Raw genomic sequence first — 21,875 nt, 5'->3', positions numbered from 1 at the left:
ATCGACCCTGGATTACTCGGGAGAGACGGCGATGCGGATAAGCGTGATTGGGGCAGGTTACGTCGGATTGGTCAGTGCGACCTGTCTGGCCGAGATGGGCAACCGGGTGCGCTGCGTGGAGCGTGACGCCGCGCGCGTGGCGCAGCTGAGCGCGGGACGCCTGCCGATTCACGAACCGGGTCTGGAGCCGTTGCTGCGTACCCAGCTGGGCAGCGGTCAGCTCAGTTTCGGCTGCGAGCTGGCGGAAGCGGTCGCCGATGCCGAAGTGATCTTCATCGCCGTGGGCACGCCGGCGGGCGAGGACGGCTCGGCTGATCTCGGACACGTCCTGCAGGTCGCTCGCGAGCTGGGCCAGAGCCTGGCCCACAACTGCCTGGTGGTGGTCAAGTCGACCGTGCCGGTGGGTACCTGCGAGCGCGTTCAGGAAAGCATCCGCCAGCAGTTGTCCGAGCGCGGCATGGCACTCAAGGTGCGGGTCGCGAGCAACCCCGAATTCCTCAAGGAGGGCTCGGCGGTGGAGGACTTCATGCGCCCGGACCGGGTCATCATCGGTGCTGCCGACCAGGCCTCGATCAATCTGCTGCGACGTCTGTACGCGCCTTTCATGCGCAACCACGAGCGCATCCTGTGCATGAGCCTGCGTGCCGCCGAGTTCAGCAAGTACGCGGCCAATGCCTTCCTTGCTGCGCGGATCTCGCTGATCAACGAGATGGCCAGTCTCTGCGCGCGGCTGGACGTGGATATCGAGGAAGTGCGTCGCGGCATCGGCAGTGACCGACGCATCGGTACCCACTTCATCTACGCCGGCTGCGGTTACGGTGGTTCCTGCTTTCCCAAGGATGTGCGCGCACTGATCCGCTGCGCCGAGCTGGAGGGGATGGAGCCGGGCATCCTGCGCGCGGTGGAGGCGCGCAACGCATTGCAGAAGACGCTGCTGTTCCAGGCCCTGCGCGAGCACTTCGGCGGGCAGCTCAAGGGGCGCCTGGTGGCCATCTGGGGGCTGGCGTTCAAACCGGGCACCGATGATCTGCGCGAGGCACCCAGCCTGGTACTGCTGGAGGCTCTGCTGGCGGCCGGTGCGCGGATTCAGGCGCATGACCCGGTAGCCAACGCGGCGGTCGCGGCGCGCTATCCACAGGCGATTGGCGAGGGCCGGCTGCGCCTGTGCGAGTCGCCCTACGAGACCTCCGAGGGTGCCGATGCGCTGGTGCTGGTGACCGAGTGGAAGCAGTTCCGCCAGCCGGATTTCGCCCGCGTCAGGGCGTTGATGCGCACCCCGGCGCTGTTCGATGGGCGCAATATCTACGATCCGCAGCAGCTGTTCGAGCTGGGCTTCGTCTACCGGGCGATCGGTCGTCCCAGTCTGGGCGTGGCGGCGGCCGACGCCGCCTGAGGCGGGTTCAGCGCATCAGCGCCACGGCCTTGATCTGCGCGTGCACGCGCATGCCCACCTGCAGAGCCAGGCGGTCGGCGGAACGCCGGGTCAGGCGGGCAAGAATGCTCTGGCTCGGCTGACCCTCCGCGCGCAGCTCCAGACGGGCGAGCAGGTTGGCCGGATCGCGATCCGCGGACAGATCGACCAGCTGCGCCGGCAGACTGTTGAGGATGCTGCTGCCGGGGCTCGGCTGCAGCGCCAGACTGACATCGCGGGCGAGGATACGGACGCGGGTGGCACTACCTTGAGCCAGTTGGCAGCCGGCGATCCACAGGCTGCCGCCGGGCACGGCGAGCTCGCTCAGGGCGTAGTGTGCATCGTGGCTCAGCACCCGTGCGGGCAGCACCGCAGCAGCGTCGTCGAGATGGGCCAGCGGCAGATCCGGCGCCGTCAGCAGCTGGTTGAGGGTGCCGTAGGCCTGAATTCGTCCGTTCTCCAGCAGGATCAACTGGTCGGCCAGACGGGCGACCTCTTCCGGTGCATGGGTAACGTAGATCATCGGCAATGCCAGCTCATCGCGGACGCGTTCCAGATAGGGCAGGATTTCGGCCTTGCTGGGGCCGTCCAGGCTGGCCAGTGGTTCATCAAGCAGCAGCAACTGCGGGCTGGTCAGCAAGGCGCGAGCGATCGCCACGCGCTGGCGCTGGCCGCCGGAAAGGGTCTGGGCGTTGCGCTGCAGCAGATTGTCGAGGCCGAGCAGGCTGATCGCCTCGTCGAGGACGATGCGGCGCTGCGCCGGTGGTACACGCTGGTAGCCGAAGGTGAGGTTGCCCATCACGTCCAGGTGCGCAAACAGGCTGGCTTCCTGGAACACATAACCCAGCGGGCGCAGGTGCGGTGGGCGAAAGCTGTAGCGGTCCTGCCAGCGCTGACCGCGAAACTCCAGCACGCCTTCGGCGCGCTCAAGACCGGCGATGGCCCGCAGCAGGCTGGTCTTGCCGCAGCCGGAGCGACCGAACAGGACGCAGACGCCACTGCCCGGCAGGCGCATGTCGACATCCAGAACGAACTCGTCGCGCTGCAGGCGAAGCCGCGCGGCAATTCCTACCGCCTGTTCAGACATGCAGGTGCCCCTTGCGATAGCGGTGCAGCAGCAGCAACACGACGAAGCTGAACGCCAGCAGTACCGCAGACAGCAGATGCGCGCTGCCGTACTGCATGGCCTCGACGTGATCGTAGATCTGTACCGAGATCACCTTGGTCTGGCCGGGAATGCTGCCGCCGATCATCAGTACCACGCCGAATTCGCCGACCGTATGGGCAAAGCCGAGCACGCTGGCGGTGAAGAATCCCGGCCGTGCGAGGGGCAGCACCACATGGCGAAAACTGTCCCAGGGTGAGGCGCGCAGGGTGGCAGCGACCTCCAGCGGACGCTGGCCGATCTGCTCGAACGCGGTCTGTAACGGCTGTACCACGAAAGGCAGCGAATAGACCATGGAGGCGATCACCAGACCGCTGAAGGTGAACGGCAACAGGCCGATGCCGAGCCAGTCGCTGAGCTGGCCGAGCGGTCCCTGGGGGCCCATGAACAGCAGCAGGTAGAAACCGATCACCGTGGGCGGCAGGATCAACGGCATCGCCACCAGTGCCCCGACCGGCGCCTTCCAGGCCGAGCGGGTGCGCGCCAGCCACCAGGCCAGCGGGGTGCAGAACAGCAGCAACAGCAAGGTCACGACCGTCGCCAGCTTGAGCGTCAGCCAGATGGCGCCCAGGTCTTCGCCACTCAAGGGCTCACCCCGTAGCCATAACTGGCGATCAGTGCGCGTATCTGCGGCTGGCGCAGATAGTCGAGCAAGGCGCTGGCCGCGGGATTGTCGCGGCTGCGACTCAGCTGCACCGCCTGCTGGTGCAGTGGACGGTGCAGCTCGGCCGGCACCTCCCAGCCCGATCCGCTGAGCCACCGGCCATCACGGTAAACCTGGGAGCGGGCGACGAAGCCCAGCTCGGCATTGCCGGAGGCGACGAACTGATAAGCGTGGGTAATGCTTTCGCCGCGCACCAGACGCTCGCTGAGGTGCTGCAAACCGAGCGCTTCGAGTACGTCCATGGCCGCCGCCCCATAGGGCGCCGCAGCCGGGCTGGCGATCGCCAGGCGGCGGAAGTCGCCTTCTGCCAGCACCTTGCCGGCGGAATCGACCCGGGCTGGCTGCGCCGACCACAACACCAGCCGCCCGGTGGCGTAGGTGAAGCGTGTATCGGCTAGTGCCAGCTGCTGTTCGACCAGTTTTTCCGCTGTGATCTCATCTGCCGCCAGCAGCACGTCATAGGGAGCGCCATTACTGATCTGGGCGTAGAGCTTGCCGGTTGCGCCGAATGCCAGGCGCACAGCATGGCCGCTGTCGCGCTCGAACTGTGCGGCAATCTCGCGCATCGGCTCGGCGAAGTTGGCGGCCACCGCAACCAGCAGCTGCTCGGCACGAGCAGGGCTCGAGATCAGCAGGGCGGCGATTGTTGCAACAAGACGGAAACGCATGACGAGGATGATTCCAGTACAGATCAGCGGTGGCGGATTTATACCCGGCGACGCCATGCCTGGCATAGCGATTTGGTCAAGACAGCGCCGGTAATCGGCGCAACAGGCGAAACGGCCACCATCGGAGAAATAACCCGCAACTGTTTTTCCCTGTCAGGGTCTCTAGCTCGTGGCCCGCGCCGGCAGGCTCCGCGCGGGCGGGTTCAATCGGCCACTTCCAGCAAGGACTCCCATGATCAAGAAATGCATGTTTCCCGCTGCGGGTTACGGCACCCGCTTTCTCCCGGCGACCAAGGCGATGCCCAAGGAAATGCTGCCGATCGTCAGCAAGCCGCTGATCCAGTATGGCGTCGAGGAGGCCCTCGAAGCCGGGCTCAAGCAGATCGCGATGATCACCGGTCGCGGCAAGCGCGCCCTGGAGGATCACTTCGACATCAGCTACGAACTCGAACAGCAGATCCAGGACACCGACAAGGAACGCTACCTGACAGGCATCCGCCGGCTGATCGACGAGTGCACCTTCTCCTATACCCGTCAGGTGCAGATGAAGGGGCTCGGTCACGCCATTCTCAGTGGTCAGTCGCTGATCGGTGACGAACCCTTCGCGGTGGTGCTGGCGGATGACCTCTGTATCAACACCGAAGGCGAGGGCGTTCTGGCGCAGATGGTGCGTCTGTACAACCAGTTCCGCTGCTCGATCGTGGCGATCCAGGAAGTGCCGCCGGAGGAAACCCACAAGTACGGCATCGTCGCTGGCGAGATGCTGCGCGACGACATCATGCGGGTCAGCACCATGGTGGAGAAACCCAAGCCGGCCGACGCGCCGTCGAACATGGCGATCATCGGCCGCTACATCCTGACGCCGGACATCTTCGAGATCATCCAGGCGACCGAGCCGGGCAAGGGCGGTGAAATCCAGATCACCGACGCGCTGATGCAGCAGGCGCGCAACGGGCTGGTGCTGGCCTACAAGTTCAAGGGCCAGCGTTTCGACTGCGGTAGCGCCGAGGGCTACATGGCCGCCACCAACTTCTGCTACGAGCACTTCTACAAGGCCGGCAAGGGCTACTGAGCCGGTTCAGGAACCCCTGAGTAGGGTACATGAGCATTTTGCGGTTCATTGCAACGACGCCAGGCCCAGCTCAGTGCTTTTGCGGAGGTTCCCTCAGGGAATCTCCAGCTGTTCCGCGCCCGGCCCGAGAGGCTGCCCGTAGCTGAACTCGACCTGGTTGCCGGCCGGATCGCGCAGCCCGCAGTAGTAGCCGACCGGGTAGGGCTCGTCCCGCGGCTCCCAGAGCAGGCAGCCCGCTGCTCGCGCCTGGGCGGCAATGGCGTCGACTGCGTCCCGGGTTTCCATGGCGAAGCCCAGGTGGCTGTAGTCGCGCCCGGCCAGCTGCCGTTCGCTGCCGCCGGGCATCATCACGAAGATGAAATCCTGCTCGCGTCCCGGCTCCGCCATCCAGACGATGCGCGAACCCTTGCCGGGGCGCTGGTGGATCACCTGCATACCGCAGAAATCCCGGTAGAAGGCGATGCAGGCATCCAGGTCGGGGACCTGCAGTGCGACGTGGGTGAGGGTGACGGACATCTCGGGCTCCAGGGTTGAGGACGCGTCATGCCGGCGGCGTGGGGTATGCTTCGCAGCCTAGCAAGGAGATTCTGCGATGACTCATGACTTCGACCTCTTCGTCATAGGTGCCGGTTCCGGCGGTGTGCGTGCGGCACGTTTTGCCGCCGACTTTGGCGCCCGCGTGGCCGTGGCGGAGAGCCGCTATCTGGGCGGCACCTGCGTCAACGTTGGCTGCGTGCCGAAGAAGCTGCTGGTCTATGGCGCGCACTTCTCCGAAGAATTCGCCCACGCCGGTGGCTTCGGCTGGTCCGTCGAGGGCGCAACCTTCGACTGGCCGACGCTGATCGCCAACAAGGATCGCGAGATCCATCGCCTCAACGGCATCTACCGCAACCTGTTGCTGAACAGCGGCGTGGAGCTGCTCGAAGGCCATGCCCGGTTGCTCGGAGCGAATCAGGTCGAGGTCGACGGCAAGACCTACAGCGCAGCGCACATCCTTGTTGCCACCGGTGGCTGGCCGTTCATTCCGGAGTTCCCCGGCTGCGAGCACGCAATCGACTCGAATCAGGTGTTTCACCTGACCGAGCTGCCGAAAAGAGTGCTGGTGGTCGGGGGCGGTTATATCGCCGTCGAGTTCGCCTCGATCTTCCACGGCATGGGCGCGGATACCTCGCTGCTCTACCGCGGCGAGCTGTTCCTGCGCGGCTTCGACCAGGCGGTGCGTGAGCACCTGCAGATCGAGCTGTCGCGCAAGGGCCTCGACCTGCAGTTCAACGCCGATGTCGCGCGTATCGACAAACAGACCGACGGCTGCCTCCGCGTGACGCTCAAGGATGGCCGCGAACTGGACGCCGACTGCGTGTTCTACGCCACCGGGCGACGACCGATGCTCGATGATCTGGGTCTGGAAAACACCGCCGTGAAACTCGACGAGCGCGGCTACATCCAGGTGGATGAGCATTACCGCAGCGCCGAGCCTTCCATTCTGGCGATCGGCGACGTGATCGGCCGGGTGCAGCTCACGCCAGTGGCGCTGGCCGAGGGCATGGCGGTGGCACGTCGGCTGTTCCGCCCGCAGGAATACCGCAAGGTCGACTACGACCTGATTCCCACCGCGGTGTTTTCACTACCCAATATCGGCACCGTCGGCCTGGGCGAGGAACAGGCGCGCAAGGCCGGACGCCAGGTGCGCATCTACGAGAGCCGCTTCCGCCCGATGAAGCTTGGTCTGACCGATTCCCAGGAACGCGCCCTGATGAAACTGGTGGTCGATGCACAGACCGATAAGGTCATCGGTTGTCACATGGTCGGCCCGGAGGCAGGAGAAATCGTCCAAGGGCTGGCTGTGGCGATGAAAGCGGGAGCCACCAAGGCGGTGTTCGACGACACCCTCGGCATTCACCCGACCGCTGCCGAAGAGTTCGTGACTTTGCGTACGCTGACCCGCGAATAATGCTTGTCCGCCCATGTCGGTGGGCGGTATGCGGTGGATGCCGGGGCGCAGGGCCTGAACAGGCCTCAGGCGTGGTTAGACCGTTCGGACAACGGGCTGGGAAAGTTTTCATGACGGTCGACCAGGGCGACCAGATCATCACGGATCGCTTCAGCGAGCTGGCGCACGTGTGCTTCGCTGCGGCAGTCCGAATCGCTGATCCCGGCGACGGTAAAGCAGCGTTCGGGACGTTCCGGCTCGTGCACGCAGACCACCAGGGAAGCATCCTTGAGCAACTGACATTCGCAACGGAACGGCACCAGCATCTCGTTCAGAATGCCTTCGATCATTGTCGCGGTTGCCTGGCTGCCCATTGTGCCTCTCCACCGTCGGTCTGCGTTGTTGCGCCGAAGGGGTCAGACTAGCAGTGGTCGTCGCGCTGTAAATGATGGCCATTTGCTCGTTAGCTGGACTCAGGCAACCCGCAGCCCGCATCGCACGGCGTTTTGCCGGATCAGCGAGCTGCAGTGCGCCTGGTTTAGAACGACGTACGGTAGTGCAAACTGTAGGTTTCGATACCGTCGTTGGGCTGCTTGATGCCGGCGTTGGAGTAGTGCATCGCACGCAGACCGAGTTCCTGGTTTTCTCCGAAGCGGATGCCCAGGCCGATACGATCCTCGAAGTTGAACGAGGAGCCGAAGTCGCGCCCTTCGTATTCGGTTTCCGATAGGGCGGCAATGCCGATGCCTGCCTCAACATAGGGGCGAATGCGTTCGCCGGAGAACTCGTAGACGAACACCGGCGAGAGCGACAGGCTGTGCATCGACGAGTCCTCGTCGCCATCCCAGTAGCGATAGGACAGATCCCAGTAGCCGGTAAGGCGGCCGACATCGCTCTGCCACCAGCTGCTCTTGAAGTCCTTCTGCACACCCAGGCGGTAGACCATGGTCGATTCGCTGGTTTGACCGACGTCAAAGCTCAGCCCCGCGGCGAGGGCGGAAGGAAGGGTTGCGGAGGCGATTACACCGATTGCGAACGCGGTGACTGCTTTTTTCATCCTGATGTCCTTATTTTCGCGTAGTAGGCTGCACACTCGCCGTCGTTCGGCGCTACAGCGTGCAATTACTCGACCTCGGCCGCCGGCAGGAGTTCTACCGGATCTGACTGACCGTACGTCTCCCGTGCCGCCGCGCTTTTCAGGAAACGCACCAGTAACGCTTCGGAAGCATCCAGCCATCGCCGCCGCCTGGCGGGGGCCAGGCCGGCCAGGCGACCCTGCAGATAGGCATCGATGATTTGCGGGTGGATGTAGCAGGTACGGCAGACGGCAGGAGTGTTGCGCAACTGGCTGGCGACCTCCTTCACCGTTTCCGCCAGCACCTTGCGTCCCTGGGTATCGTTTTCTGGCGCCTTGCCGCGCAGCAATGCCAGCGCCAGTGCACTGCCGGCCCAGGTGCGGTAGTCCTTGGCGCTGAAGTCGGCTCCGCCCAGGCGGCGCAGATAGTCGTTGATATCGCCCGAGCTGAGGCTGCGCCTTTGACCCTGCTCGTCGAGATACTGGAACAGCTGCTGGCCGGGCAGCTCCATGCAGCGGCGGACGATGCGCGCCAGCCGCGCGTCGCGCAGGGTGACCTGGTGCTCGACGCCGCTCTTGCCGCGAAAGCGCAGGCGAATCGCGCTGCCGCTCAGGCTGACGTGACGGTTGCGCAGGGTGGTCAGGCCGTAGGAGCGATTTTCCCGCGCGTAACGACGATTGCCGACGCGGATCAGCGTCTGGTCGAGCAGGGTCAGCGCGCTCGCCAGAAGCTTGTCGCGCCCAAGGCCGGCAAGCTGCAGGTGCTGCTCGGCCTGGCGCCGAATCCGCGGCAGGGCTTCGCCGAAGGCCAGCAGACGGCCGTACTTGCTGCAGTCACGCACCTCGCGCCAGAGCGGGTGGTAGCGATACTGCTTGCGGCCGCGGGCATCGCGGCCGGTGGCCTGCAGGTGTCCGCAGGGATCGGCACAGATCCACACCTGCTCCCAGGCCGGCGGAATGGCCAGGGCGTTGATGCGACGGATGTCTTCCTCGTCGTGGATGCGCTCGCCGTCCACGCGGTAATAGTGATAGCGCTTGCCGTAGCGCCGCCGGCGCAGGCCAGGCAGCGTTTCGTCGGCGAAACGCAACTGCTCCGGCAGCTTCTGCGGCGTCGCCGGCTCTGCTAGTGACACCGGGTCGACTCCAGGGCGGGGGTCCAGTGCTCGTTGTCGCAGCGCTCGCAGACTCCCTGCTGTTCCTGCAGCATCAGCTGTATCGCGCCGCAGGTGCTGCAGGCGTACATGCCGCTATCCGGCACCTTGCGGTAGCAGGACTTGAACTCCTCCGGCAGTACCGACAATCCGGGGCGGACCATCTCGTCGGAGTAGTAGTACAGACTCAGGTCGCCATCCACCTCGAGGATGCCCAGGCGCACCTGGCCAAGGTGTTCGACGCCCAGCTGGCGCAGCTCCATGAAGAATTCGTCGCAGGAAATGTTCTGCTGGCGCAACGCCGGCATGTCGTACTGGCCGTCGCGGATGATGGTGACCGGACCGCCCTCGATCCACAGCCCGACACGCGGAAATCGATCCATCGCCCAGAGCGTGGCGCGGTAGAGCAAAAGCAGGAAAAAGAACACGCCGGCAATCGGCAGCAGCGGCACATCTTCATAGAAGGCGACGTCGCCGGCGGCGGAACCGAGCGTCAGGATCACCACCAGCTCGAATAGCGACAGCTGACGGACCCCGCGGCGCCCGCTCAGCTTGAGAAACGCAAACACCAGCAGATAGGCAAAGAGTACGCGTACCGCGACCTCGAGCATGAATGTCGTCGGCAGCTCATTCAGCAGCATGCGTTCCCAGTCCAGTGTCTTCATGTTCGAGGCTCGTAATCGGCAGGGGAAGTGATGGTGAGCATCCGTGGCTCCTTGCGTGAGGCTTGAGATAGACCTGCTCATCGCCAGGATGATTCCGTGGCAGAGCTGCGCGCGGGCGGCGCATGCAAAATGCATCGCCCGTCTCGCTCGGTCATGCAAAGTGCACGTTTCGTTCTGTTTTTCTATTGCCTTAACTGCTTGAATTTAAAGGAGATATTTTTGATTTTTGGTTGGCACGATCACTGCTCTAGGGAATGCAGATACAAATTCTTCCGTGCCAATGGAGCTAACCCATGCAACTTGCCATCGACACCCTGACCGCTGCCTTCCCCGAGTTCGACGTCCAGACCCAGACCCGTCCCGGCGGCGGTCTGCTGCTGACCCTGATGTCTGGTGATCAGCGCATCCTGCAGCGCGCCGTCCCTTTCAATCAGTGCAATTCCACCCTGCAGCTGGAATGGCTGATCAGCGCGATTCGCCGCGACCTGGCGCTGGAAGCCGGCATGTCGCCGGTGATCGCCAATCTGCAGAGCCAGAGCCGAGTGAAGCTGCCGACCTACGCCTGAGCCGTGTGGCTTCAGTCCGGCAGCTCGGCCATGCCAGGGACTTGCAGCAGACCCCACGCCCCGAAACCCTCGGGGCGTTTGTTTTTCTGCCGCTTGCTGCGGCGCCGCTCGCCGCCAGTCGATCCACGCTACCGCTGTCGCATGCGGAGAAACTTTTTTCCTGGTGGCCAAGTCCTCTGCTGACATTCGCCGCTGCACACGCCGCTACGCAGACCGCTGCACACCCTCGGAGGCCCACATGAGCGATTCATCGATACTGCCACCCCAGCATCAGGATCAACGCCCCGGCAAGGAAACCGAGATGCACCCGCGGCCTGCCTACGAGGGTCGCAAGTACCTGGCCGCCGGCAAATTGCGCGGCAAGGTGGCGGTGGTCACCGGTGGCGACAGCGGCATTGGTCGCGCAGTGGCCCTTGCCTACGCCCGCGAGGGTGCCGACATCGCCCTGCTGTATCTGAATGAGGTCGAGGATGCGGACGAGGCGCGTCGGCAGATCGAGGAGGCGGGGCGTCGCTGCCTGTGTTTCGCCGGTGACGTGGCCGATGGCGAGTTCTGCAGCAAGGTCGTCGCCGAAGTGCTCAACTCGCTGGGGCGCATCGATGTGCTGGTCAACAACGCTGGCGAGCAGCACCCGCAGGAACGATTGGAAGACATCACCGAGGAACAGTGGGAGCGCACCTTCCGTACCAACATCTTCGGTATGTTCCAGCTGACCAAGGCGGTGCTGCCGCATCTGGGAGAGGGCAGCACCATCGTCAACACCACCTCGATCACCGCCTACAAGGGCAATCCCAAGCTGATCGACTACTCCTCGACCAAGGGCGCGATCACCAGCTTCACCCGTTCGCTATCGCTGAACCTCGCCTCGCGCGGCATTCGCGTCAACGCCGTCGCGCCCGGGCCGATCTGGACGCCGCTGATTCCTTCGACCTTCCCCGAGGATACGGTCGCGCATTTCGGCGAGAACACCCCCATGGGACGCCCCGGTCAGCCGGAAGAGCTGGCGCCGGCCTACGTCTTCCTGGCGTGCAACGACTCGTCCTACGTCAGTGGCCAGGTGCTGCATATCAACGGCGGCAGCGTGGTCAACGGCTGAGTCGGCGTTCCGGGTTGAACCCAATGATCCGTGAAGGACCAAACAGTTATCGCAACAGAGGTAAGCACCCCATGCCGCAGCAGAGCATGCGCCAGGAAGATCAGATCCTCGCGCTGGAACAGGCGTTGATGGCGCCACGTATAGCCATCGAGGACCTGTCACCGCAGGTCGAGAACGGCCGTTTCCCGACCAAGGCCACGGTGGGCCAGCCGCTGCAGGTCAGCGCGTGCATCTTTGCCGATGGCCACGAGCGCCTAGGCGCGGCGGTGCACTGGAAGCACCAGGACGACGCCCAGTGGCAGCAGCTGCCGCTGGTCGAGATGGGCAACGACCTGTGGCAGGCCGGCTTGCGCCCGACCCGCCCCGGTCGCTTGCTGTTCTTCGTCGAGGCCTGGTGGGACGCCTTCGCCAGCTACTGCTACGAGCTGGAGAAGAAATATGGCGCCGGCGTGCCCATCACCCTCGAACTGCAGGAGGGCGTGCAGCTTGCCGAAGCGGCCGTGACGCGCGCGCCGGCTTCGCTACAGGCGGCTCTGCAGGGATTTCTCGGCGCGCTGGCCGATCATCCCGAGGACCATGACCGCCAGGTGCGGCTCTGGCTGGACCCGGCCACCCGTGTACTGTTCGAGCAGCTCGAACCCCACCTGCACCCCACCCGCAGTGCCATCCGCCAGATCGAGGTCGAGCGCGAGCTGGCCGGTTTTGCCAGCTGGTACGAGCTGTTCCCACGCTCGGAAACCGACGATGAGGCTCGTCACGGCACCTTCCGCGACGTCATGCGGCGCCTGCCGATGATTCGCGACATGGGTTTTGACGTGCTCTATTTCCCGCCGATCCACCCGATCGGCAGCAAGCACCGCAAGGGCCGCAACAACTCGCTGATAGCAGGGCCTGGCGACCCGGGCAGCCCCTACGCCATCGGCAGCGAGGACGGCGGCCACGACGCGATCCATCCGCAGCTCGGTACCCGCGAGGACTTTCGCGAACTGGTGCGGGTCGCCGCCGAGCATGGCCTGGAGATCGCCCTGGACTTCGCCATCCAGTGTTCGCCGGATCACCCCTGGCTGTCGGAGCATCCCGGCTGGTTTGCCTGGCGGCCGGACGGCAGCATCCGCTACGCGGAGAACCCGCCGAAGAAGTATCAGGACATCGTCAACGTCGATTTCTACGCCGAGGACGCGCGGCCGGGTCTGTGGCTGGCGCTGCGTGACGTGATCCTGGGCTGGGTGGAAGAGGGCGTGACACTGTTCCGCGTGGACAACCCGCACACCAAGCCACTGCCGTTCTGGGAATGGCTGATCGGCGAGGTGCGCAGCCGTCATCCGCAGGTGATCTTCCTTTCCGAGGCGTTCACCCGTCCGGCAATGATGGCGCGGCTGGGCAAGGTCGGCTTCTCGCAGAGCTACACCTACTTCACCTGGCGCAATACCAAGCAGGAGCTGGAAAGCTACTTCACCGAACTCAATCAGCCGCCCTGGCGCGACTGCTACCGGCCGAACTTCTTCGTCAATACGCCGGACATCAACCCGTTCTTCCTGCATGACAGCGGCCGTGCCGGGTTCCTCATCCGCGCCGCGCTGGCGACCATGGGCTCCGGCTTGTGGGGCATGTACTCCGGCTTCGAGCTGTGCGAAAGCGCAGCCATCGGCGGCAAGGAGGAATACCTGGATTCGGAGAAATACCAGATCCGCCCGCGCGACTACGGCGCGCCCGGCAACATCGTCGCCGAGATCGCCCAGCTCAACCGTATCCGCCGGCAGAATCCCGCGTTGCAGAGCCACCTGGGCTTTCGCGCCTACACCGCGTGGAACGACAACATCCTGTTCTTCGGCAAGCGCACCGAGGATCTGAGCAACTTCATCCTGGTCGCCGTCAGCCTGGATCCGTTCAACGCCCAGGAGGCGGAGTTCGAGCTGCCGCTGTGGGAGCTGGGTCTGCCAGACGAGGCCATGACCCACGGTGAGGACCTGATGACCGGCCACCGTTGGCAATGGCACGGCAAACGCCAGTGGATGCGCATTGAACCCTGGCACCAGCCCTTCGGCATCTGGCGCCTGACCACCGATGCCGCCGCCCATACAGGAGCCTGACATGCCGAAAGCACGCAAGACGCAGGCCTTCAGCCAGGATCCGCTCTGGTACAAGGACGCGATCATCTACCAGGTCCACGTGAAGTCCTTTTTCGATGCCAATAACGACGGCATCGGTGACTTCGCCGGCCTTACCGCCAAGCTCGACTACATCGCCGACCTCGGCGTGAACACCCTCTGGCTGCTGCCATTCTATCCCTCGCCGCGGCGCGACGATGGCTACGACATCGGCGAATACAAGGCCGTCAGCCCCGATTACGGCACCCTGGCCGAGGCCCGGCGTTTCGTCGAGGAGGCGCACCGTCGCGGTCTGCGGGTGATCACCGAGCTGGTCATCAACCACACCTCCGATCAGCACCCCTGGTTCCAGCGCGCCCGCCGCGCCAAGCCCGGCTCGGCGGCGCGCAACTACTACGTCTGGTCCGACACCAACCAGAAGTACGACGGCACGCGGATCATCTTTCTCGACACCGAGACCAGCAACTGGACCTGGGACCCGGTAGCCGGTGCCTACTTCTGGCATCGCTTCTACTCGCACCAGCCGGACCTCAACTTCGACAACCCGCAGGTGCTGCGCGCGGTGCTCGGCGTGATGCGCTTCTGGCTCGACATGGGCGTCGACGGTCTGCGCCTGGACGCGATTCCCTACCTGGTCGAGCGCGACGGCACCAACAACGAGAACCTGCCGGAAACCCACGAGGTGCTGCGCAAGATCCGCGCCGAGTTGGACCGCGTCTATCCCGACCGCATGCTGCTGGCCGAGGCCAACCAGTGGCCGGAGGACACCCGGCCGTACTTCGGCGGCATGGACAACCCCGAGCATGGCGATGAATGCCACATGGCCTTCCACTTCCCGCTGATGCCGCGCATGTACATGGCCCTGGCCCAGGAAGACCGCTTCCCGATCAACGACATCCTGCGCCAGACCCCGGAAATTCCGGCCAATTGCCAGTGGGCGATCTTCCTGCGCAACCACGATGAGCTGACGCTCGAGATGGTCACCGACAAGGAGCGTGACTACCTCTGGAACCACTACGCCGCCGACCGCCGGGCGCGAATCAACCTGGGCATCCGGCGTCGCCTGGCGCCCCTGATGGAGCGCGACAGACGCCGTGTCGAGCTGCTCAACAGCCTGCTGCTGTCGATGCCGGGCACCCCGGTGATCTATTACGGCGACGAGATCGGCATGGGCGACAACATCTACCTGGGTGACCGCGACGGCGTGCGCACGCCGATGCAGTGGAGCGGCGACCGCAACGGCGGATTCTCCAAGGCCGATCCGGCCAGCCTGGTGCTGCCGCCGGTGATGGACCCGCTGTACGGCTTTCAGGCGGTCAACGTCGAGGCCCAGCAGCGCGATCCGCATTCGCTGCTCAACTGGATGCGCCGGTTGCTGGCGGTGCGTCGTCAGTTCCAGGCCTTCGGCCGTGGCAGCCTGCGCATGCTGGCGCCGGCGAACAGACGCATCCTTGCCTATCTGCGCGAGCATCAGGGGGCGGACGGGCAGGGCGAGACCATTCTCTGCGTCGCCAACCTGTCCAAGGTGGCCCAGGCGGTGGAGCTGGATCTTTCCGCGCATGCCGGTCTGGTGCCGGTGGAGATGCTCGGCGGTGCGGCCTTCCCGCCGATTGGCGAGCTCAGCTACCTGCTGACGCTGCCGCCATACGGTTTCTACTGGTTCATGCTGTCATCCGCCGAGCGCATGCCGAGCTGGCACCTGAGCCCGGTGCAGACGCTGCCCGAGCTGCATACCCTGGTGATCAAGAATTCGCTGGCCGAGCTGGAGCGTCCGGCCGCTGCCGCGACTCTGTGCCGCGAGGTGCTGCCGGCCTACCTGGGCAAGCGTCGCTGGTTCGCCGGCAAGGATCAGGCGCTGGGCGAGGTTCGCCTGGCCTCCATGACCGCGCTCGGCAGCCCGCACGAGACCCTGCTCGCCGAGCTTGAGGTCGACAGCCCCGACGGCAGCGCCCGTTACCTGCTGCCGCTGGGCTTTCTCGGTGAAGACGAGCAGGGCAGCCTGCTTGCCCAGCAGTTGGCCATGGCCAGGCTGCGCCGCGGTCGTGAAGTCGGCCTGTTGACCGATGCCTTCTGCCTGGACGAGTTCGTCAAGGTGGTGATCGAGCGCATGCGTCACGGCAGCGTGCTCGAAGACGCGCGTGGGCAGTTGCGCTTCAGCGCTGAGCCGGCGCTGGCGAACTGCGAGATCGGTGAAACGGCCGAGCTGCGCTACCTGTCGGCCGAGCAGTCGAACAGCTCGGTGATCGTCGCCGACAAGCTGGTGCTGAAACTGCTGCGCAGGCTCTCGCCGGGCGTGCATCCGGAGCTGGAGATGACCCGCCAGCTGGGGGCGCTGGGTTTTGCCAACATCGCACCGCTGCTGGGAGAGGTCAGCCGCATCGGGGTGGACGGCGAACCGACCCTGTTGCTGATCGCCCAGGGTTACCTGAGCAATCAGGGCGATGCCTGGGAATGGACCCAGAACGGTCTGGAACGGGCGATTCGTGACGCCCTGGTGGGTGGTAACGCGCCCGATGACAGCAGCCACGCCGCGCTCGCCGAGCTTGAGGAGTTCAGCGCGGTGCTCGGTCGTCGCCTGGGCGAGATGCATGCATTGCTGGCCCAGCCCAGCGACAAGCCGGAATTCGCCCCGCAGCTGATCGATGCCGAACAGGCGCGGCAATTGAAGCTTCGCGTCCGGGCGCAGCTGGACGATGCGCTCGCCCTGCTGGCAGCGGCCGGCTGCGACGAGCCGCTGGCGCGGCTGCGGGACAGGCGCGAGGCACTCGGTACGCGCATCGAGGAATGTGCCAACGCCTGCATCGGCAGCCTGAGCATCCGCGTGCATGGCGACCTGCACCTGGGCCAGGTACTGGTGGTGCAGGGTGATGCCTGCCTGATCGACTTCGAGGGTGAGCCGAGCCGGCCGCTGAGCGAGCGGCGGGCGTTGCACAGCCCGTTCAAGGATGTCGGCGGGATGCTGCGTTCCTTCGACTACGCCGCCGCCATGGCGCGCCGCAATGCCCAGAGCAGCGACAGTTCGGTCACTGCCGAACAGCTGCGCGAATCCATTTCCGAGCACTATCGGCTGCGCGCCAGTCGGGCCTTTCTCGCGGCGTACAACGAGGCCGGCGCCGGCATTGCCCATCGCTGGGTAGATGCCAATGGCGAGCGGGCAGCGCTGTGGCTGTTCACCCTGGAGAAGGTGCTCTACGAAATCGCCTACGAGGCGCGCAACCGTCCCGCCTGGCTGGACGTCCCGCTGCGCGGGCTCATGCTATTGCTGGAGGAAGAGCTTTGACCACTGAACAGGCTGCACCCGGTCTTGCGCGCAACGATCTGGAGGCGCTGATCGCGGCGACCCACCCGGACCCGTTTGCCGTGCTGGGTCCTCACCGTGACGCCGAGGGTTATTGCGTTCGCGCCTATCTGCCCGGTGCGCTTTCGGTCGAACTGATCGCCAGTGATGATGGACGCACCCTGTGCCGCATGCATGACGAGCAGGCGCCAGGTCTGTTCGAGGCGCGCCTGGAGCAACCCTGTGCCTACCGCTTGCGCATCCGCTGGGCCGGCGGTGAGCAGGAAACCGAAGATCCCTACAGCTTCGGTCCACTGCTCGGTGAGGTGGATACCTACCTGTTCAGCGAGGGCAATCATCGCGACCTGGGTCACTGCCTGGGCGCCCAGTGCCTCAGTGTCGATGGCATCTCTGGCGTGCGTTTCGCGCTCTGGGCCCCAAACGCACGGCGGGTCTCGGTGGTGGGTGACTTCAACAGCTGGGACGGGCGCCGCCATCCCATGCGCCTGCGCCATCCTTCGGGCATCTGGGAGTTGTTCATTCCGCGTCTGCAGCCGGGCGAGCGCTACAAGTACGAGATCCTCGGCCATGGCGGGATTCTGCCGCTGAAGGCCGACCCGATGGCCCGCGCGACCACCTTGCCGCCCGATACCAGTTCGCGGATCGAGGCACCGCTGCAGCATGAGTGGCTGGACCAGCAATGGATGGCCGAGCGAGTTCGGCGTCAGGCCGTCGATGCCCCCATATCGATCTACGAGCTGCATGTCGGCTCCTGGCGCCGCGACGGTGGTGACGAAGGCCGACTCTATGACTGGCATGAGCTGGCCGAGCGGCTGATTCCCTACGTGTGTGACCTGGGCTTTACCCATATCGAGCTGATGCCGGTAATGGAGCACCCATTCGGTGGCTCCTGGGGTTACCAGTTGCTGTCACAGTTCGCCCCGAGCGCGCGCTACGGCAGCCCGCATGACTTCGCCACCTTCGTCGATGCCTGTCACCAGGCCGGCATCGGCGTGATCCTCGACTGGGTGCCGGCGCATTTCCCCACCGATGATCACGGCCTGGGCCGTTTCGACGGCACCGCGCTTTACGAGTATGCGCACCCCTTCGAAGGCTTCCACCAGGATTGGGATACCTACATCTACAACCTCGGCCGCACCGAGGTGCACGGCTTCATGCTGGCCTCGGCGCTTTACTGGCTGCGCGAGTTCCATGTCGATGCGCTGCGCGTCGACGCCGTAGCCTCGATGCTCTACCGCGACTATTCGCGCAAGGACGGCGAGTGGATTCCGAACTGCCATGGCGGCCGCGAGAACCTCGAGGCGATCGACTTCATCCGCCACCTGGCCGACGTGACCAAGAGCGAGATCCCTGGCGCGCTGATCATTGCCGAGGAGTCCACTGCCTGGCCGGGCGTGAGCAAGCCCACCGCCGAGGGCGGTCTGGGTTTCGACTTCAAGTGGAACATGGGCTGGATGCACGACACCCTCAAGTACATCGAGGAAGACCCGGTCAACCGCCGTTACCACCACGACAAGATGACCTTCGGCCTGATCTACGCGTTCTCCGAGCACTTCGTCCTGCCGATTTCCCACGATGAGGTGGTCCACGGCAAGCGCGCGCTGATCGACAAGATGCCCGGTGACCGCTGGCAGCAGTTCGCCAACCTGCGCGCCTATCTGTCATTCATGTGGACCCACCCGGGCAAGAAGCTTTTGTTCATGGGCTGCGAGTTCGGTCAGTGGCGGGAATGGAGCCACGACCGCGAACTGGACTGGTACCTGCTCGGCTACCCGGATCATCAGGGGCTGCAGCAACTGGTCAGGGATCTCAACCGGCTGTACCGCGAACAGCCGGCGCTGCACCAACGTGACTGCAGCCCGGAGGGCTTTCGCTGGCTGATCGGCGACGACTCGGCCAACAGCGTGTTTGCCTGGCTGCGCCTGGATGCCCAGGGGCGGCCGCTGCTGGTGGTGGGCAACTTCACCCCGGTGGTGCGCACCGACTACCGCATCGGCGTGCCGCTGCCAGGGCGCTGGCGCGAACTGCTCAACAGCGATGCCGAGTGCTACGCCGGCTCCAACATCGGCAACGGCCCCGGCATCGACAGTAATCCGATAGAGGCGCATGGAGAGGCGCAGTCCCTCAGCCTGACGTTACCGCCGCTCGGCATGCTGATTCTCGCGCCGCAGGAGTAATGGCCCTCCGAGAGCAGGCGGCGCGCAGCGCCCGATGAGGGAAGCCGCGGCGTGCAGGATGCCGAGGAACCTAGGGTGGATGACGCTGTTTTCATCCACCAAAGCGGTGGATCGATACAGCACGATCCACCCTACGATTGCCACCTCCGGCTCTGTACCGGCACGGTTTTTCTTCTCCCTCCGGGAGAAGCTGGGGTTATGCGACGGCTGAGGGAGGTCGCGGCGCGCAGGATGCCGAGGAACCTAGGGTGGATGACGCTCTTTTCATCCACCAAAGCGGTGGATCGATAGAGCGCGATCCACCCTACGATTGCCATCCCCGACGTCGTGCCGGCACGGTTTTCCTTCTCCCTCCGGGAGAAGGTGGTGCGCAGCGCCGGATGAGGGATGCTGGGGCCTGCAGGGAGTCGGGCGCGGCATGACTTCGGCCTGCAGGGCCGCCGCTTCAAGCTATCCGCTGCACCAGATCCAACGCCACCCCGTTGGGGTCCATCACGACGAAGTGACGGTCGCCCCAGGGTTCGTCGCGCAGGGACTGTGCGATGGGAATGTCCAGCGCTTGCAGGCGCGCCTGCTCGGCGGCGGCATCGGCGACCTCGAAGGTCAGCCAGATGCCCTTGCCCTCGAAGCAGGGGCGGAACATCGCGCCCTGCGTTTCCAGGCCCGGCTGCATGAAGGCCAGTTCGCTGTCGCCGATCTGCAGCAACACTATCCAGTCGTCATCGCCCTGGTAGAGCGTCTGCGCGTCGAATACCCGGTTGTAGAACTCACGTGATGCGGCCACCTGGGTGGTGATGATCCCGGTCCAGATCTTCATCTGCGTATCCTCGATGATGGGGCTGAAGGGTGCGCCGAATCAGCCGTTCAGCGCCGCTCAGCCGGCAGTCTGCAAGACTCGATTACAAGGTTCTTGTATCAGCGCGACATCTTGCGTAGCTGTGCGGGGGTGCTGTCGGTCAGGCGGCGGAAGTCGTGGTTCATGTGGCTCTGGTCGCAATAACCCGCCGCCAACGCCACCTCGGCCAGCGGCTGCTGGCTATGGCAGAGCAGGGCGCTGGCCTGTTGCAGGCGCAGCACTGCGGCATAGCGACGGGCGCCGAGGCCGAGGGTTGCGCCGAGCACCCGCTCGAGCTGGCGACGGCTGCGTCCGAACAGCGCCGCGGCCTGGTCGAGATCCGCGTCGCGCGGATGCTGCGCCAGCCAGTCGATCACCGCATCGATCCGGCTCCTCTCGGGCGGCTGGCGCTGCAGGTGGGTCAGCAGCAGGTCGTCGATCAGGTCGAACGCATCCTCAAGCAGGGGGCGTTGCTGTAACGGTTGCAGCTCGAAACGCAGCAGGCCGTCCGCAGAGACGCTGCTGTCGGTCAGCTCGCCCGCCGTGGGGCGGATGAAGTGCCGGCTCTGCCCCGGTCGGAAACGCACCCCGAGATAGTGTTCGCCCGGTAGGACCGGCAACAGACTGCAGCGGCTGACGCTGCCAAACAGCGTTGCCTCGCGTCGACTGCCGAGCAGCACCAGGTCGACGGCGCCGTCCGGGAGGATGCGGTGTTCGCTGGCGCGGTTGTCGCGGCTGAGCCAGTAGTGGCTGATGAACGGACGCAGTGCCGGCGCGGGAGCTACCTGCAGCATTCGCTCACAGACCCTGGTCGGACCACACGGCCATCTCGTTGCCGCTGGGTTCGAGGAAATGGAAGCGACGACCGCCGGGGAACTGGAAGATTGGCTTGAATACCTCGCCGCCAGCTTCTTCGACCTGGCGCAAGGTCTGCTCCAGATCGGCGCTGTAGAGCACCACCAGCGCGCTGCCCTGATCGCTGCGCGCGCAAAGCTCTGCACGATAGAAACCGCCCTGTACGCCGGTGTCCTCAAAGGCCAGGTAGTCCGGGCCGTAGTCGACGAAGCGCCAGCCGAAGGCGCTGGTGAAGAACGCACGGGTCGCCGCCAGGTCGCGGGCGGGCAGTTCCAGGTAGTCGATGGCGCCGGTCTTGTTCATCTGCAGGTTCCTTAGGGGGTGGGTTTTAAGGGGTTGCGGCGAGCTGCCAGCGGCGCTCACAGCGCAGCCTGTGACGGTATCGCGTCTGTTCGGACCGCGACGAGATCGGCACTGCCACCTGCGTGATCAACGGCTCGGATCAACGTGCCCCGATCAACCTGGCTCGATCAACGCAACTCGGCGCTCAGCAACTACGACCGCGTTTGCCGACCTTTTGCATGCGCCCGCCGCGCGCCAGGTCAAACGCCCTGGGTTCAGCGTTCACTGCGGCATTCCCGGCCGGCCTGCTCGATAAAGGACTCAAGCGTAGCCCTCAGGTTGTCGCCTGTCCCGGGATGAACATCGGCGACCCGCCAGCTACCGCTCTCGCGAGCCAGCTGCAGGCGGTCCTGCCAGACTACGGCTCGATAGGGGTGCGCCAGGGCGAAGCGCGGGTCCAGATAGATCAGGGTGGCGCTGACAACGGCTCGCTCGCCGTCAAGGCTCACGGCTCCCAGCGCCACCTCGCTGGCACCTTCATAGCTGCCGACGAACAGATCGCCCTCCAGCATCAGCGGCTTCTCATCGGCTGCGGCGCTGCGCTCACAGTCGCCCTGGGCCATGGCGGCCGTCTGCAGGCGGGTGACGAGCTCTGCACTCAGCAACGGCCGCAGCTGCTCCAGCTCCTCTGCACCCGGGATGCCGGCGGACGGATGGCTGAGCACCCAGGCGTAGAAGCCTCGTGCCACTGCCTCGGCATCGGCCGGCGCAGCGACTGTCTGCAGGTCACCACGCACCAGGGGGGCCACCAGCAGCAGGCTGCAGATCAGATAGCGGATTCCGTGCATCGAGACATT

Annotated in this window: 20 protein-coding genes; 8 read left to right on the top strand and 12 right to left on the bottom strand. The window is 65.0% G+C overall.

The window, feature by feature from the left end; genetic code table 11:
- Nucleotides 1–31: 31 nt before the first annotated feature.
- The gene (locus tag DBO85_RS15930; protein WP_108108237.1) at nucleotides 32–1,393 is read left to right on the top strand and encodes a UDP-glucose dehydrogenase family protein; all 1,362 of its coding nucleotides are present in this window, start codon (nucleotides 32–34) and stop codon (nucleotides 1,391–1,393) included.
- A 7-nt stretch (nucleotides 1,394–1,400) separates the two neighbouring features.
- On the opposite strand, the gene modC is transcribed toward DBO85_RS15930, so the two are convergent.
- From modC to modA, 3 genes are read right to left on the bottom strand one after another with little or no spacing between them, the layout of a single operon-like run.
- Nucleotides 1,401–2,498 carry a molybdenum ABC transporter ATP-binding protein gene (gene modC, locus DBO85_RS15925; protein WP_108108236.1) on the bottom strand — a complete coding sequence of 366 codons (1,098 nt, stop codon included), beginning with the start codon at nucleotides 2,496–2,498 and terminating at the stop codon, nucleotides 1,401–1,403.
- Entirely contained in the window at nucleotides 2,491–3,162 is a 672-nt protein-coding gene (gene modB, locus DBO85_RS15920) for a molybdate ABC transporter permease subunit (RefSeq protein WP_108108235.1), read from the bottom strand. Before modB ends, modC begins: the two co-directional genes overlap by 8 nt.
- A complete protein-coding gene (gene modA / locus DBO85_RS15915; RefSeq protein WP_108108234.1) occupies nucleotides 3,159–3,908 on the bottom strand; it encodes a molybdate ABC transporter substrate-binding protein in 750 nt (249 codons plus the stop codon). Before modA ends, modB begins: the two co-directional genes overlap by 4 nt.
- A gap of 232 nt (nucleotides 3,909–4,140) precedes the next feature.
- On the opposite strand from modA, the gene galU reads away from it, so the two are divergent.
- The gene (gene galU, locus DBO85_RS15910) at nucleotides 4,141–4,980 is read left to right on the top strand and encodes a UTP--glucose-1-phosphate uridylyltransferase GalU (protein WP_108108233.1); all 840 of its coding nucleotides are present in this window, start codon (nucleotides 4,141–4,143) and stop codon (nucleotides 4,978–4,980) included.
- A gap of 93 nt (nucleotides 4,981–5,073) precedes the next feature.
- Here the strand turns inward: galU and DBO85_RS15905 are convergent, their stop codons facing one another.
- Nucleotides 5,074–5,496, bottom strand: coding sequence for a VOC family protein (locus tag DBO85_RS15905; RefSeq protein WP_108108232.1), 423 nt, complete (start codon nucleotides 5,494–5,496; stop codon nucleotides 5,074–5,076).
- A 76-nt stretch (nucleotides 5,497–5,572) separates the two neighbouring features.
- On the opposite strand from DBO85_RS15905, the gene gorA reads away from it, so the two are divergent.
- On the top strand, nucleotides 5,573–6,931 hold the full coding sequence (gorA, locus tag DBO85_RS15900) for a glutathione-disulfide reductase (RefSeq protein WP_108108231.1): 1,359 nt from the start codon (nucleotides 5,573–5,575) through the stop codon (nucleotides 6,929–6,931).
- A gap of 65 nt (nucleotides 6,932–6,996) precedes the next feature.
- Here the strand turns inward: gorA and DBO85_RS15895 are convergent, their stop codons facing one another.
- The 4 genes from DBO85_RS15895 to DBO85_RS15880 form a co-directional block, all read right to left on the bottom strand.
- The gene (locus DBO85_RS15895) at nucleotides 6,997–7,284 is read right to left on the bottom strand and encodes a DUF1652 domain-containing protein (protein ID WP_108108230.1); all 288 of its coding nucleotides are present in this window, start codon (nucleotides 7,282–7,284) and stop codon (nucleotides 6,997–6,999) included.
- Between the two features lie 164 nt (nucleotides 7,285–7,448).
- The gene (locus tag DBO85_RS15890; protein ID WP_108108229.1) at nucleotides 7,449–7,967 is read right to left on the bottom strand and encodes an acyloxyacyl hydrolase; all 519 of its coding nucleotides are present in this window, start codon (nucleotides 7,965–7,967) and stop codon (nucleotides 7,449–7,451) included.
- 65 nt (nucleotides 7,968–8,032) lie between these two features.
- Nucleotides 8,033–9,118: a DNA topoisomerase IB gene (locus DBO85_RS15885; protein ID WP_233356623.1), complete on the bottom strand. Its 1,086-nt coding sequence runs from the start codon at nucleotides 9,116–9,118 to the stop codon at nucleotides 8,033–8,035.
- Nucleotides 9,109–9,801: a DUF421 domain-containing protein gene (locus DBO85_RS15880; protein ID WP_108108227.1), complete on the bottom strand. Its 693-nt coding sequence runs from the start codon at nucleotides 9,799–9,801 to the stop codon at nucleotides 9,109–9,111. The genes DBO85_RS15885 and DBO85_RS15880 overlap by 10 nt, the downstream gene beginning before the upstream one ends.
- 293 nt (nucleotides 9,802–10,094) lie before the next feature.
- Here DBO85_RS15880 and DBO85_RS15875 point away from each other — a divergent pair, with 293 nt between their 5' ends.
- The 5 genes from DBO85_RS15875 to glgB all read left to right on the top strand — a co-directional run bounded on the left by DBO85_RS15875 (nucleotide 10,095) and on the right by glgB (nucleotide 19,046).
- Nucleotides 10,095–10,367, top strand: coding sequence for a DUF3509 domain-containing protein (locus DBO85_RS15875; RefSeq protein WP_108108226.1), 273 nt, complete (start codon nucleotides 10,095–10,097; stop codon nucleotides 10,365–10,367).
- 238 nt (nucleotides 10,368–10,605) lie between these two features.
- The gene (locus DBO85_RS15870; RefSeq protein ID WP_108108225.1) at nucleotides 10,606–11,463 is read left to right on the top strand and encodes an SDR family oxidoreductase; all 858 of its coding nucleotides are present in this window, start codon (nucleotides 10,606–10,608) and stop codon (nucleotides 11,461–11,463) included.
- 23 nt (nucleotides 11,464–11,486) lie between these two features.
- Complete coding sequence (locus tag DBO85_RS15865; protein WP_407681475.1) at nucleotides 11,487–13,553, top strand: alpha-1,4-glucan--maltose-1-phosphate maltosyltransferase; 2,067 nt, start codon at nucleotides 11,487–11,489, stop codon at nucleotides 13,551–13,553.
- Nucleotide 13,554: 1 nt separating this feature from the next.
- On the top strand, nucleotides 13,555–16,851 hold the full coding sequence (treS, locus tag DBO85_RS15860) for a maltose alpha-D-glucosyltransferase (protein WP_108108223.1): 3,297 nt from the start codon (nucleotides 13,555–13,557) through the stop codon (nucleotides 16,849–16,851).
- A complete protein-coding gene (glgB, locus tag DBO85_RS15855) occupies nucleotides 16,848–19,046 on the top strand; it encodes a 1,4-alpha-glucan branching protein GlgB (RefSeq protein ID WP_233356622.1) in 2,199 nt (732 codons plus the stop codon). Before treS ends, glgB begins: the two co-directional genes overlap by 4 nt.
- 445 nt (nucleotides 19,047–19,491) lie before the next feature.
- Here glgB and DBO85_RS15850 read toward each other — a convergent pair whose 3' ends face one another.
- The 4 genes from DBO85_RS15850 to DBO85_RS15835 form a co-directional block, all read right to left on the bottom strand.
- The gene (locus DBO85_RS15850; protein WP_108108222.1) at nucleotides 19,492–19,863 is read right to left on the bottom strand and encodes a VOC family protein; all 372 of its coding nucleotides are present in this window, start codon (nucleotides 19,861–19,863) and stop codon (nucleotides 19,492–19,494) included.
- Nucleotides 19,864–19,961: 98 nt separating this feature from the next.
- Entirely contained in the window at nucleotides 19,962–20,675 is a 714-nt protein-coding gene (locus DBO85_RS15845; protein ID WP_108108221.1) for a helix-turn-helix domain-containing protein, read from the bottom strand.
- Nucleotides 20,676–20,679: 4 nt separating this feature from the next.
- Nucleotides 20,680–21,039, bottom strand: a complete 360-nt coding sequence (locus DBO85_RS15840) for a VOC family protein (RefSeq protein WP_108108220.1) — start codon at nucleotides 21,037–21,039, stop codon at nucleotides 20,680–20,682.
- A gap of 254 nt (nucleotides 21,040–21,293) precedes the next feature.
- Nucleotides 21,294–21,866 (bottom strand): hypothetical protein, encoded by a 573-nt coding sequence (locus DBO85_RS15835; RefSeq protein WP_108108219.1) that lies wholly within the window; start codon nucleotides 21,864–21,866, stop codon nucleotides 21,294–21,296.
- Nucleotides 21,867–21,875 lie beyond the last annotated feature (9 nt).

This window comes from Pseudomonas mangrovi (assembly GCF_003052585.1).
Lineage (GTDB): Bacteria > Pseudomonadota > Gammaproteobacteria > Pseudomonadales > Pseudomonadaceae > Aquipseudomonas > Aquipseudomonas mangrovi.
This window is presented reverse-complemented; position numbering and strand designations above follow the sequence as displayed.

What these genes read in the sequence shown, in the direction of transcription:
- DBO85_RS15930 (WP_108108237.1), top strand. Translation starts at nt 32, where the DNA reads ATGCGGATAAGCGTGATTGGGGCAGGTTACGTCGGATTGGTCAGTGCG.
- modA (WP_108108234.1), bottom strand. Translation starts at nt 3,908, where the DNA reads ATGCGTTTCCGTCTTGTTGCAACAATCGCCGCCCTGCTGATCTCGAGC.
- treS (WP_108108223.1), top strand. Translation starts at nt 13,555, where the DNA reads ATGCCGAAAGCACGCAAGACGCAGGCCTTCAGCCAGGATCCGCTCTGG.
- DBO85_RS15890 (WP_108108229.1), bottom strand. Translation starts at nt 7,967, where the DNA reads ATGAAAAAAGCAGTCACCGCGTTCGCAATCGGTGTAATCGCCTCCGCA.
- DBO85_RS15845 (WP_108108221.1), bottom strand. Translation starts at nt 20,675, where the DNA reads ATGCTGCAGGTAGCTCCCGCGCCGGCACTGCGTCCGTTCATCAGCCAC.
- DBO85_RS15835 (WP_108108219.1), bottom strand. Translation starts at nt 21,866, where the DNA reads ATGCACGGAATCCGCTATCTGATCTGCAGCCTGCTGCTGGTGGCCCCC.
- DBO85_RS15865 (WP_407681475.1), top strand. Translation starts at nt 11,487, where the DNA reads ATGATCCGTGAAGGACCAAACAGTTATCGCAACAGAGGTAAGCACCCC.
- modC (WP_108108236.1), bottom strand. Translation starts at nt 2,498, where the DNA reads ATGTCTGAACAGGCGGTAGGAATTGCCGCGCGGCTTCGCCTGCAGCGC.
- DBO85_RS15895 (WP_108108230.1), bottom strand. Translation starts at nt 7,284, where the DNA reads ATGGGCAGCCAGGCAACCGCGACAATGATCGAAGGCATTCTGAACGAG.
- gorA (WP_108108231.1), top strand. Translation starts at nt 5,573, where the DNA reads ATGACTCATGACTTCGACCTCTTCGTCATAGGTGCCGGTTCCGGCGGT.
- DBO85_RS15875 (WP_108108226.1), top strand. Translation starts at nt 10,095, where the DNA reads ATGCAACTTGCCATCGACACCCTGACCGCTGCCTTCCCCGAGTTCGAC.
- galU (WP_108108233.1), top strand. Translation starts at nt 4,141, where the DNA reads ATGATCAAGAAATGCATGTTTCCCGCTGCGGGTTACGGCACCCGCTTT.
- DBO85_RS15905 (WP_108108232.1), bottom strand. Translation starts at nt 5,496, where the DNA reads ATGTCCGTCACCCTCACCCACGTCGCACTGCAGGTCCCCGACCTGGAT.
- DBO85_RS15840 (WP_108108220.1), bottom strand. Translation starts at nt 21,039, where the DNA reads ATGAACAAGACCGGCGCCATCGACTACCTGGAACTGCCCGCCCGCGAC.
- DBO85_RS15880 (WP_108108227.1), bottom strand. Translation starts at nt 9,801, where the DNA reads ATGAAGACACTGGACTGGGAACGCATGCTGCTGAATGAGCTGCCGACG.
- DBO85_RS15850 (WP_108108222.1), bottom strand. Translation starts at nt 19,863, where the DNA reads ATGAAGATCTGGACCGGGATCATCACCACCCAGGTGGCCGCATCACGT.
- DBO85_RS15870 (WP_108108225.1), top strand. Translation starts at nt 10,606, where the DNA reads ATGAGCGATTCATCGATACTGCCACCCCAGCATCAGGATCAACGCCCC.